We start from the raw sequence: 12,258 nt of genomic DNA, 5'->3' as shown, positions 1-12,258 counted from the left end.
GATAAGAGCTACTAATAAATATGCGTTTAAACATCCCTAATATTCTATCTTTAATGCGACTTTTTCTTATTCCAGTATTTGTCGTAGCGTTTTATCTCCCATACAGCTGGGCACCTTTTGCCGCTGCAATGGTTTTCTGGGTGGCAGGCTTTACTGACTGGCTAGATGGTATGCTCGCTCGAAAATTAGGGCAAACGTCTCGTTTCGGCGCATTTATCGATCCAGTTGCAGATAAAGTACTCGTTGCTACCGCTCTGATTTTGATAACAGAACATTTCCATAATATTTGGATAACTATACCGGCTGTGACGATGATTGCTCGTGAAATTATTATTTCAGCGCTTCGAGAGTGGATGGCAGAGATAGGTAAAAGGGCTAGTGTTGCTGTTTCGTGGGTTGGGAAAGTCAAAACATTAACGCAGATGTTTGCGCTTTGGGTATTGATTTGGCGTTATGACGATTGGATGGTTTGGGTTGGTTACGCAGCACTTTATATTGCAACGTTCCTAACATACTGGTCGATGGCGCAATATCTGATGGCAGCGAAAGACGATTTGTTAGACGAAAAACATCACTGAAGAATTTAGAAAGCGGGCGAGAGCCCGTTTTTTGTACCTACTTTTTTTTCTGTTTTTTTGTATCAACTGTGTGGTATTACTCCCAAGAAAGTTGTCCAAATTTTAGTAAATATCGATATTAAATTGACCAATTCAGAGCCTTCTGAACGATATTTAGACAAACGATTCAAAAATTTAAAAATAGTGTTGACTCAAAGAGATGAATCCGTAGAATGCATCCCGTACCCAAGAGGAAGCGAGTTAAGTTGACTTCTTGAGTGTATAAGGCGCGTTGGCAGAGTGGCTATGCAGCGGATTGCAAATCCGTGGACCTCGGTTCGACTCCGGGACGCGCCTCCATTTGCGACACTAGCTCAGTTGGTAGAGCGCAACCTTGCCAAGGTTGAGGTCACGAGTTCGAACCTCGTGTGTCGCTCCAAATTTTTGGATAGCGATTTCATTCGATATCTTAGATGGTGTTTTACTTACTTCAGTAAAGGCCTCACAAATTTAGATTTGTGTGCCCTGGTGGTGGAATTGGTAGACACAAGGGATTTAAAATCCCTCGGCGTTCGCGCTGTGCCGGTTCAAGTCCGGCCCGGGGCACCATCTAACTCAAACATATGCGACACTAGCTCAGTTGGTAGAGCGCAACCTTGCCAAGGTTGAGGTCACGAGTTCGAACCTCGTGTGTCGCTCCAAATAAGAAATCCCAGTAGAAATACTGGGATTTTTTGTATCTGCACGACTAAATTTATCTTGGTCTTATGCCAATCATAGCTATTTACTACGATTGGTATTAAATCAGTTACTGTTTTTTAAGCGGTAAATCTTACCGCTGTCGGTACTAAAGATGATCTCGCCACTAGGTAACGTCTCGATATCTCTAATCCGCTCTCTAAGCGATTCCAGAATACGCTCTTCTTTCACCACGTTGTTGTACTTATCCAAACTCAGAACATTGATGTGGGTGAGTTTTAACGCGCCTGCTAATAGCTTGCCATTGAGGGAAGGGTAGTACTGACCACGATACAGCACCAATGATCCAGGTGCGATTGACGGGATGTATACCTTGCGTGGTGACACTATTTCTTCTTTTTCTTGTGCTTCGCCAACGGCGACAGGCCCCCAGTATTCTTTGCCATGTGAAGTAACGGGCCAACCGTAGTTTGCTCCTTTAGTGATTAGGTTCACTTCGTCCCCACCTCGTGGGCCATGCTCAATGGACCACAGCGATTTGGTCGGCGGATCATAATACAGCCCCTGCGGATTACGATGTCCGTAACTCCAGATTTGTGGTTGTATCTTTGCATTGCCGATAAATGGATTATCGTCAGGAATCGAACCGTCTGGGTTTACGCGGAGAATACTCCCAGCATGTGTCGATCTGTCTTGACCGTTCTGTCGTACACCTCGATCACCAATCGAAAAATAAACAAACTTATCATCAAAGGTGATACGACTACCGAAGTGACGACCCGTATCGGAACCCGAATAGGTGACTAGCAAATCATCCCAGTCACGCAGTGTATTGCCGTTATAAACAGCTGAAGCCAATGTGGTTTCCATTGCTCCATCAACACGTTGAGAGTAAGTAAAATAAAAGCGGTTACTTTCAAAAGGTGAGCGCGCGACATCGAGCAGACCACCTTGCCCAGATGCTGTTACACGCTCTACCTCAACTAAGGGTTTCAGCTCTCTAGTCTTAAGATTTAAAAGCTTAACCTGACCGCTACGCTCTGTAAGCATGACGTTTTCGTTGTCAATTACGCTTAATCCCCAAGGGATATTCAGTCCAGATATTACTTCTTCTGCCGTCCAGTTTGCCGCGAGGCCTTGTATTGGAAGTAATAGTGGTATTGGGAGTAATAAAGCTATGACCATTGTCCTTCGTGTAAACAACATTGCTTTTCCTTAGCTGAAAATTGTCTGTCTAAATATCTTAGCATTGAGATTGATAAATCGAGCTAAGAAATTATTTTCATAAACCGCTTGTAATGATCGATAAATAAACTATTATGACGAAGTGTCAAAAATGACGAGTCGTCATAAAGTGAATTTATAACGCCTCTGATATTCGTGTTACAATCGGTACGTGTAAGGAGCTTCAAAGAGACGGATTAATCATGTTTGGCTTTAGCTGTAGTAAAAATGACAAGAAAGATAGTGGCGGCTGTGGCGTGGGTTTAACCAAAAAGCAGCAAGCGATAGCGGATCGGGAAGTTGAACTGACGCTGTTGGCGAAGTCTATCGTAAGGGAACAAGGGTGGAGCAACTTAACAATGGATAAGTTGACCGCTGCGAGTGCCTATTCGAAAGGGACTATCTACAATCATTTTTCGAGCAAAGAGGACGCTATCCTCGCATTGTGTATTCACTCGTTAAAACGAGAAAGTGCACTGTTTGCCAGAGCAGCGGCATTTGAAGGTTCGACAAGAGAACGAATCATCGCGATGCACGTTAGCTTTAGTGTTTATGCGCGGATGGAGCCGGTGTTGTCGACCTGCCCAATCATGGCCAAGAGCCCTTGGGTACTAGAAAAGGCGTCACCTGAACGTGTGAATGAACTGAATAAGCTCGAAGAGCAGATTATAGACCATGCTGATTTTTTGGTTACCGATGCGGTGAAAGAAGGGGATTTGAAATTCTCACCCGGTATCAGCTCTGATGCGATCGTGTTTGCTAACTGGTCTATCGCTTTTGGTTCGAATGCGCTTGCGCAAAATGCGTCAAATAGCCGTTGTATTAACCGTATACAAGATCCTTATTCATTGTTGAATAACGCGAATATGTTGCTTGATGGTCTGAACTGGAAACCGCTCTCATCTGAGTGGGATTACCGTAAGACCTGGCGCCGTGTTGAACAAGAGCTATTCCACGAAGAATTGGAGTACCTCGAGTCGGTCGGCAGATAGCATCGCAGTTTAAAAAGCCCAAATTGGGCTTTTTAAATCTCCTTTGGTGACGAATCGTCAATTTTTGATAAAAGCAATTCGTATGGACACCTGTGTCCGAAATTTTGCTTAATGACCAGCATTTGCTGGTTTTTATATCACTTACTTTGACGAAACGTCACAAAATGGAGAGTGTGATGACAACGAACAACTCAACCCCAGACGCGGCAACCAGTTGGCTTACGTTGCCGACGCGATTTAGTTGGTGGGTGTTATTGGCAACGATGCTCATGCTTATCGTCGCTTCGATAGGCGCAAAAAACCTCTACTTCAGAGGTGACTACAGTATCTTTTTTGAGGATGACAATGTTCAATTGCGTGCCTTTGACGAGATACAAACGACGTTTGCTAAGTCTGACAACCTCGCCATCGTAATCGCACCAGAAAGCGGTACGGTCTTCGAACCTGAAACGCTTACGTTGCTACAGAAAATTACTCAAGATGCGTGGCAAATTCCTTTTTCTAACCGCGTTGATTCGTTGGCTAACTATCAGCATACCGAAGCGTATCAAGATGACCTGATCGTGGAAGATTTGTTGCTAGAAGATTACCCACTCACGTCAGAGCGGATTGAGAAAATTAAGCAAATTGCTTTGTCAGAGCCAGTGGTTAAAGACTCTCTGGTTTCACGTAACGGCGATGTGGCAGTGATCAACATTACACTGCAACTGCCACAGTTGGACGAGACGGCGGAAATACTGGAGGTCAGCCACAGTTCTGATCAACTGATCGCCAAGTACCAGCAACTGTATCCAAATGTAGAGTTCCATGAAGCGGGTATCGTTGCGCTCAACTACGCGTTTATGGAGTCCGCGCAGGAAGACAGTATGACGCTGGTTCCGACCATGTTGTTGGTTGTTCTGATATTCCTCACCATTATGCTGCGTTCATTTTTGAGTGTTGTGGCGACGTTGGTCGTGATCATTATGTCGGTACTCGCGACGTTTGGTATTTCCGGCTGGGTCGGTATATTCCTTAGTACGTCTACGGTCAACATTCCTACGTTGGTGATGACGCTTGCTGTCGCAGACTGTGTCCACGTGATCTCGACGATGCGCCAGTACATGAAGAAAGGGCACAGCAAACGATATGCGATCGATCAGAGCATCAGTATCAACTTTGTTCCGATCATGATCACCTCGATCACTACCGCGATCGGCTTCCTGATGATGAATATGTCCGATTCTCCGATCTTACGTGACTTCGGTAACTTGGCGGCACTCGGCGTTATGATCGCCTGCTTGCTTTCTGTTTCTATGCTTCCTGCGATGCTCAAGCTGCTACCAATTCGCGTCAAGCCTCAACCTGAAGGTGAGCAAGCACCGTCTGATGTGATGGATAAACTGGGCGATTTGGTGGTTAAGTATCGTCAATGGCTGCTACCAAGTTCGGTATTCGTGATCGCGGCAACCGCTGCTTTGATTCCATTGAATAAAGTGAACGACGAATCGGTGAAGTACTTTGATACCAGTAGCGAGTTCCGCCAGGCCGCAGACTTTATGGAAGAGCATATTAGTGGCATGACGAACATCAGCATTGCAGTGAAAACCAACGAGTCACAAGGTATCGCCGACCCTGAGTTTTTGAAAACCATCGGCGATTTCACCGATTGGCTGCGCAATCAACCGGAAACAGACCACGTTGCTTCTCTATCGGATGTGTATAAGCGCCTCAACAAAAACATGCACGCCGATGATAAGAGTTACTACAAGCTGCCACAGGATCGAGAGCTGGCCGCGCAATACTTGCTGTTGTACGAGATGTCTCTGCCGTACGGTTTGGATTTGAATAACCAGGTCAACGTCGACAAATCGTCAATCAAGATGGTTCTGACGACAGACAACCTAGGCAGTGTTGAGCTGGTGGATTTAGAAAACAGAATCTACAACTGGTTTGCGTCAACAGCGCCGCAATATGAGGTGGTTGCTTCAAGTCCATCGCTGATGTTTGCTCACATTGGTGAAACCAATATGGCAAGTATGCTTTCAACCTTGCCGATCACATTGATCCTAATCTCTGCCTTGATGGTATTTGCGTTGCGTTCATTCCGATTGGGCGTGATCAGCATCGTACCTAACATTGCACCTGCGGTTATCGGCTTTGGTGTTTGGGCTCTGGTTTCAGGTGAAATCAACCTTGGTCTGTCGGTCGTGGTGACTTTGACCTTGGGTATTGTTGTCGACGACGCGGTGCACTTCCTTTCGAAATATCAACGTGCGCGAAAAATGGGCCAGTCAGCAGAAGAGGCGGTGCGTTATGCGTTTCATACCGTGGGTAGAGCGTTATGGATAACGACAGTTGTACTTGTCTCAGGATTTCTTGTTTTGGCGATGTCTAGCTTCAGATTGAATGCAGATATGGGACAGCTCAGCGCAATGGTGATCTTCTTGGCATTGGTGGTTGATTTCGTCTTCTTGCCAACGTTACTGATGAAATTTGATACCGCGAGTTACACAGAATCCGAAAAGGATGAACTTGCTCCTGCTCACACGATGACTCCACAAATTCAAAATTAAGGGACGAATGATGAAAACACTATCAATGATTAAAGCAATCTCTGTATCGGCGTTGGTTCTTTGCTCATCGCAAACATTCGCGACACCGGAACGCGGCTTAGAGATCGCTACAGAACGTAAAGCCCGTGACGAAGGTTGGGGAGACTCAATGGCAACGATGCAGATGGTCCTCAAGAATGCACAAGGTGAAAGTAGTACCCGAGAGATGCGTTTGAACTCACTTGAAGTGAGTGACGGTGGAGATAAAGGACTGACGATCTTTGATGAGCCAAGGGATGTTAAAGGTACGGCTTTCCTTAATCATTCACATGTCACCCAAGCTGATGACCAATGGCTCTATTTGCCGGCGTTAAAACGCGTAAAACGCATCTCCTCGCGGAATAAGTCAGGCCCATTTATGGGCAGTGAATTTGCTTATGAAGACTTGAGTTCGTTTGAGCTTGAAAAGTACCGCTTTAACTACCTTGGTGATGAAGCGTTGGATGGCTTAGCGACCTATTTAGTGGAGCAAGTGCCGACGGACAAAAACTCAGGTTATACCAAGCAACTGGTTTGGCTTGATAAGCAGCATTATCGACCGCTGAAAGTGGAGTTTTACGACCGTAAAGAAGCATTGCTGAAAACACTGACTTTTACCGATTACAAACAGTATCTAGATAAATACTGGCGCGCGCATACGATGAGTATGGTCAATCATCAATCGGGTAAGAGTACGCTTCTCACGACCAGTGAACTCCGCTTTCAAACGGGGTTGGATGAGAAAGACTTCCAGAAAAATACCCTTAAGCGTGTTAAGTAAGGAGTCCCATGAAACAAGTAATGAGTGTTGTTGCCCGACTAACAGGCAGCGCTGCACTGACTTTGGTAGCGCTACAGTGTCACGGTGTTGAGCTGTCTGGACAGGTAAATTTAGAACACCGTCAGTTTTTTTCTGACGGTTTACAAGGTCAGGATAAAGCGCAAAGTTCGCTGGTGCTACAACCCGAACTATTTTGGGAAATTGGCGAGCAGTCGCAGTTTACTTTCACGCCGTTTTATCGCCTTGACAGTATGGATGATGAGCGCAGCCACGGTGATATTCGTGAAGCCTTATTCTTAACCTATTGGGATGACTATGAGTTACGAGCTGGGATTGGCAAAGTATTCTGGGGCGTCACAGAATCAGCACACTTGGTTGATGTGGTGAACCAAACTGATGCGATTGAAGCGGTGGATGGTGAAGATAAGCTGGGTCAGCCGATGCTTCATTTCACTTCCATTAAAGAGTGGGGCACGGTCGACGCGATGTTGCTTCCATACTTTCGTGAACGTACGTTTGCGGGAAGTGATGGTCGATTGAGGCCTGTTGTCCCTGTGTCACAGAATGCTCTTTACGAGTCATCGCGGGAAAAGAAGCATTCAGATTTTGCGCTGCGCTATTCCAAGATGCTGGGTGATTGGGATTTAGGAGTGAGCTACTTCCGAGGGACAGATCGCGATCCTTATTATCGTTTTGAATCTAGCGAGCTGAAACCATATTACGCGCAATCGGAGCAGCTTGGGGTGGATGTTCAGGGTATTGTGGGCGATTGGCTGTGGAAGCTGGAAAGCATTTATCGCGACAGCCTACACCACCATACTGGTGTGGTGACTGGGTTTGAATACACGGTTGTCGGAGCATTGGGTAGCGTGTGGGATGTTGGGCTGATCGCCGAGTATCTCTACGATAGCCGTGGTAATAACGCGCAGACTATCGGTCAAAATGATCTGTTTCTTGGCACGCGCTTAGCACTTAATGATGCGGACAGCACAGAGATCTTGTTGGGCGTAACGCAAGATATGGATCACAGCGATGTGTACAACGCGAAGCTTGAAGCTTCTAGCCGCTTAACGAATCATCTGAGTTGGAGAATCGACGGCTGGTTGTTTGAAAATGGAACACCAGACGACTTGTTGTTTTTCGCAAGGAAAGATGATTTTATCGAAGTGTCTCTGGAGTATTACTTTTAACTAGCATGGTAAGTGGATCCCGATGCGGAGGGGATATCTCCTCCGCGTTGTTCGTGTTTATGATGTCAGGTTGTTAAAGCGCTTTAAGCATCCAGACGTCGCAGCCATTATGCTCAGTGCCTTCCATCGGTTTGTCTAAGTGCTCAAAACCGAGTTGTTCATAGAGCTTAATGGCTGATGTCATGTTCGTCAGGGTATCTAAATAGCACTCGCTAAACCCTTGCTCTTTGGCAAACGCTAAACATTGTTCACTCAGTTTCTTACCTAATCCCAAGCCGCGACTTTCTGGCAACAAAAACAGTTTCTTTAGCTCACACATTTGCTGAGAGTGATTAAACGGTGCGATCCCACAACCTCCCATCACCTTGCCATCGACGGTCGCGACAAAATACCCACTTTTCTCACTCAATGTGTAATGTTTACTCATGGCCTGGACTTCTGGGTCAGAGGGGCCAAAACCTTCTCCGATGGCGCCAAATTCTGCACCAACTGATTGAATAATTGCGCAAATCGCATCATCTTGAGACGGGGTAATAGGGGCGATGTTTATTTCCATTGATAGCACCTTGATTGCTGAGTCCGTGCTATTTACGTGGGTGTGAAATCGTCTTTTATCAATCGTTGGGACGAAATTTTATCCAAAGGGGTTAAATAACAGGATTTCAGTTTGGATTTGCACCTGTCATTCGTTACTATGTACAGCTATTTATAGACCAAAAATCCCTGTCGGGTATTAGCGGCTTTGCCAAGCGATACCCAGAATGGACACTACCACTTATGCCTATTACTTTGCAGGTGGGCATAGGTAGATGAGGAAACGATGCAACATCTAGAAGAGATCATTGCTAACGCGGGTGCAGCAATTGAAGCTGCAGATTCGCTAGTCGCACTTGATGAAGTGCGTGTTCAGTATCTAGGTAAAAAAGGCGAGCTTACTGCTCAGCTTCAAAGCCTAGGTAAACTACCACCAGAAGAACGCCGTGAAGCTGGTCAAGAGATCAACAAAGCGAAAGGCGTTGTTCAACAAGCTATCGCAGCTCGTAAAGACGCACTACAACGTGCTGAGCTAGAAGCGAAGCTAGCAGCAGAAACTATCGACGTGACTCTACCAGGTCGTCGTATCGAGAACGGTGGTCTACACCCTGTAACTCGTACAGTTGAGCGTATTGAACAGTTCTTTGGTGAGTTAGGCTTTAATACTGAGTCTGGTCCTGAAATTGAAGACGCATTCCACAACTTTGATGCTCTGAACATTGCAGAAGATCACCCGGCTCGTACTGACCACGACACCTTCTTCTTTAACCCAGATTTGATGTTGCGTACTCACACGTCTGGCGTACAGATCCGTACGATGGAAAACGGCAAACCACCGTTCCGCTTCATCGCTCCGGGCCGTGTATACCGTAATGACTACGACCAAACGCACACGCCAATGTTCCACCAAGTGGAAGGTATGTTGGTTGATGAGAACGTAAACTTTGCACAGCTGAAAGGCATTCTGCACGACTTCCTATGTAACTTCTTTGAAGAAGAAGTGGAAGTTCGTTTCCGTCCTTCATACTTCCCATTCACTGAGCCTTCAGCAGAAGTTGACGTGAAAGGTAAAAACGGCAAGTGGCTTGAAGTGCTAGGCTGTGGCATGGTTCACCCGAACGTTCTGCGCAGCGTAGGTATCGACCCTGAGAAGTACTCTGGTTTCGCATTCGGTATGGGTGTTGAGCGTTTGACTATGCTTCGTTACGGCGTAAACGACCTACGTGCGTTCTTCGAGAACGATCTTCGTTTCCTAAAACAGTTCAAGTAATCCAGGGGATTTATCACTATGAAATTCAGCGAATCTTGGCTTCGTGAGTGGGTAAACCCTGCGGTATCGACTGACGAACTTACACACCAAATCACAATGGCGGGTCTAGAAGTAGACGACGTTCTTCCTGTAGCTGGTTCTTTCACTGGCGTAAAAGTAGGTAAAGTGGTTGAGTGTGGTCAACACCCTGACGCAGACAAACTACGTGTAACTAAAGTAGATGTTGGCGCAGAAGAACTTCTAGACATCGTTTGTGGCGCATCTAACTGCCGCCTAGGTATCAAAGTTGCGGTTGCGACTGTTGGTGCTGTACTACCAGGCGATTTCAAAATCAAAAAAGCAAAACTACGTGGTCAACCTTCTCACGGCATGCTTTGTTCATTCACTGAGCTAGGTATCGACGTAGAATCTGATGGCATCATGGAACTGGCTGAAGACGCAGTAATCGGTACGGATTTCCGCGAATTCCTAGGCCTAAACGACGTAACGGTAGACGTAGACCTAACAGCAAACCGCGCTGACTGTTTCAGCATTCGTGGTCTTGCTCGTGAAGTAGGTGTACTAAACCGTGCAGACGTGACTGAGCCTGCGGTTAACCCAGTTGCTCCAGCGATTGATGACACAGTGTCTATCGAAGTTAAAGCGTCAGCGGCGTGTCCTCGTTACCTTGGTCGTATTGTTAAGAACGTAAACGTTCAAGCTGAAACACCATTATGGATGCAAGAAAAACTGCGCCGTTGTGGCATCCGCTCAATCGACCCAGTAGTAGACATCACTAACTACGTTCTGCTAGAGCAAGGCCAACCAATGCATGCATTTGATCTGGCTAAGATCGAAGGCGGCATCGTAGTACGTATGGCAGAGCAGGGCGAAAAACTGACTCTTCTAGACGGCACAGAAGCAGAGCTAAACGCCGACACACTAGTGGTTGCAGACCACGGTAAAGCGCTAGCAATCGCAGGTATCTTCGGTGGCGAAGAATCAGGCGTGACTTCTGAAACAAAAGATGTGCTACTAGAGTGTGCGTTCTTCGCACCTGACCACATCCGTGGCCGCGCTCGTAGCTACGGTCTGCATACTGATTCTTCAATGCGTTTTGAGCGTGGTGTGGACTTCGCACTGCAAACAAGCGCAATGGAGCGTGCAACTGAGCTTCTCGTTGAAATCTGTGGCGGTGAAGTGGCACCTGTTGTCGCGGTAGAATCTGAATCTGACCTACCAACAGCGAATACAGTGGCACTGCGTCGCACTAAGCTGGATAACCTACTTGGTCACCACATCCCAGATGCAGACGTTGTAGAAATTCTAGAGCGTCTTGGCCTGACGGTTGAAGCAACAGAATCTGGCTGGATCGCGACAGCTCCAACATGGCGTTTTGATATCGCGATTGAGCAAGACTTGATCGAAGAAGTGGGCCGTATCTACGGTTACGACAACATTCCTAACCAGCACCCGGTAGCTGCGCTTAAGATGCACAACCACGTAGAAGCGGACCTTCCTCTTAAACGTGTTCGTAACCTACTGGTTGACCGTGGTTACCAAGAAGCGATCACTTACAGCTTTGTTGAACCAGAGCAACAAAAACTGATCGTGCCAGACGTAGAACCATTGATTCTGCCATTCCCAATTTCTGCGGACATGTCAGCAATGCGCCTAGGTCTTATCCAAGGTCTGTTGAACACTGTGGTTCACAACCAAAAACGTCAGCAACCACGCGTTCGTCTATTCGAATACGGTCTACGTTTCATTCCTTGTGAATCAGCAGAAAACGGCATGCGCCAAGAGCCAATGCTGGCAGGCGTGATTGCAGGTACTCGTGGTGAAGAGCACTGGGATATCGAAACCAACACGGTTGATTTCTTTGACCTGAAAGGCGATCTAGAAGCGATCCTTGAGCTTTCTGCGAACGAAAAAGCATACTCGTTTGCAGCAGCGAAGCATCCAGCACTTCACCCAGGTCAATCTGCGGCAATCATCGTAGATGGCAAAGAAGTCGGTGTGATCGGTACGGTTCACCCAGAACTTGAGCGTAAGTTTGGTCTGAATGGCCGTACTATCGTATTCGAAATAGAATGGTCTGCGATCAACACTAAAGTGATCCCAGAAGCGGTAGCACTTTCTAAGTTCCCATCAAACCGTCGTGATATCGCGGTTGTTGTCGACGAAGCTGTCGCTTCTGGTGACATCGTTGCAGCATGTCTTGAGCAAGGTGGTGAGTTCCTGAAAGACGCGAAACTGTTCGACGTTTACGTAGGTAAAGGTGTTGAGGAAGGCAAGAAGAGCCTTGCGATTGCACTGACACTACAATCTGTTGAGCGTACGCTTGAAGATGCAGACATCGCGGGTGCGGTAGAAGCGATCGTTGCACACGTATCAGAGAAGTTTAACGCGACACTGCGTGACTAATTCAAACACATAGTGTTGTTATAAATACAAAG

9 protein-coding genes and 4 tRNA genes are annotated in these 12,258 nt (G+C 46.6%); 11 read left to right on the top strand and 2 right to left on the bottom strand.

The window, feature by feature from the left end; translation table 11 throughout:
• Positions 1 to 20 precede the first annotated feature (20 nt).
• The 5 genes from pgsA to NP165_RS07560 all read left to right on the top strand — a co-directional run bounded on the left by pgsA (position 21) and on the right by NP165_RS07560 (position 1,258).
• On the top strand, positions 21 to 578 hold the full coding sequence (gene pgsA / locus NP165_RS07580) for a CDP-diacylglycerol--glycerol-3-phosphate 3-phosphatidyltransferase (RefSeq protein WP_257083367.1): 558 nt from the start codon (positions 21 to 23) through the stop codon (positions 576 to 578).
• A 265-nt stretch (positions 579 to 843) separates the two neighbouring features.
• Positions 844 to 917: transfer RNA gene (locus NP165_RS07575), tRNA-Cys, on the top strand.
• A gap of 3 nt (positions 918 to 920) precedes the next feature.
• Positions 921 to 996 (top strand) — tRNA-Gly (locus NP165_RS07570).
• An 83-nt stretch (positions 997 to 1,079) separates the two neighbouring features.
• A tRNA-Leu gene (locus tag NP165_RS07565) sits at positions 1,080 to 1,166 on the top strand.
• Positions 1,167 to 1,182: 16 nt separating this feature from the next.
• Positions 1,183 to 1,258 (top strand) — tRNA-Gly (locus NP165_RS07560).
• Positions 1,259 to 1,361: 103 nt separating this feature from the next.
• Here the strand turns inward: NP165_RS07560 and NP165_RS07555 are convergent.
• Positions 1,362 to 2,441, bottom strand: a complete 1,080-nt coding sequence (locus NP165_RS07555) for a PQQ-dependent sugar dehydrogenase (protein ID WP_257085567.1) — start codon at positions 2,439 to 2,441, stop codon at positions 1,362 to 1,364.
• A 242-nt stretch (positions 2,442 to 2,683) separates the two neighbouring features.
• On the opposite strand from NP165_RS07555, the gene NP165_RS07550 reads away from it, so the two are divergent.
• From NP165_RS07550 to NP165_RS07535, 4 genes are all read left to right on the top strand, one after another.
• Positions 2,684 to 3,472 (top strand): TetR/AcrR family transcriptional regulator, encoded by a 789-nt coding sequence (locus NP165_RS07550; protein WP_257083366.1) that lies wholly within the window; start codon positions 2,684 to 2,686, stop codon positions 3,470 to 3,472.
• 176 nt (positions 3,473 to 3,648) lie between these two features.
• Positions 3,649 to 6,027 (top strand): efflux RND transporter permease subunit, encoded by a 2,379-nt coding sequence (locus NP165_RS07545; protein ID WP_257083365.1) that lies wholly within the window; start codon positions 3,649 to 3,651, stop codon positions 6,025 to 6,027.
• Positions 6,028 to 6,052: 25 nt separating this feature from the next.
• Positions 6,053 to 6,826, top strand: a complete 774-nt coding sequence (locus NP165_RS07540) for an outer membrane lipoprotein-sorting protein (protein WP_371133712.1) — start codon at positions 6,053 to 6,055, stop codon at positions 6,824 to 6,826.
• An 8-nt stretch (positions 6,827 to 6,834) separates the two neighbouring features.
• Positions 6,835 to 8,016: a hypothetical protein gene (locus tag NP165_RS07535; RefSeq protein WP_257083364.1), complete on the top strand. Its 1,182-nt coding sequence runs from the start codon at positions 6,835 to 6,837 to the stop codon at positions 8,014 to 8,016.
• A gap of 73 nt (positions 8,017 to 8,089) precedes the next feature.
• Here the strand turns inward: NP165_RS07535 and NP165_RS07530 are convergent, their stop codons facing one another.
• Positions 8,090 to 8,572, bottom strand: a complete 483-nt coding sequence (locus NP165_RS07530) for a GNAT family N-acetyltransferase (RefSeq protein WP_257083363.1) — start codon at positions 8,570 to 8,572, stop codon at positions 8,090 to 8,092.
• A 264-nt stretch (positions 8,573 to 8,836) separates the two neighbouring features.
• Here NP165_RS07530 and pheS point away from each other — a divergent pair, with 264 nt between their 5' ends.
• A complete protein-coding gene (gene pheS, locus NP165_RS07525; protein WP_257083362.1) occupies positions 8,837 to 9,820 on the top strand; it encodes a phenylalanine--tRNA ligase subunit alpha in 984 nt (327 codons plus the stop codon).
• A gap of 18 nt (positions 9,821 to 9,838) precedes the next feature.
• The gene (gene pheT / locus NP165_RS07520) at positions 9,839 to 12,226 is read left to right on the top strand and encodes a phenylalanine--tRNA ligase subunit beta (protein WP_257083361.1); all 2,388 of its coding nucleotides are present in this window, start codon (positions 9,839 to 9,841) and stop codon (positions 12,224 to 12,226) included.
• The last annotated feature ends 32 nt before the right edge of the window (positions 12,227 to 12,258 follow it).

This window comes from Vibrio japonicus, assembly GCF_024582835.1.
Classification (GTDB): Bacteria; Pseudomonadota; Gammaproteobacteria; order Enterobacterales; family Vibrionaceae; genus Vibrio; species Vibrio japonicus.
Note: the sequence above shows the minus strand (reverse complement) of the source record. Positions and strands in the feature narration are given on the sequence as shown.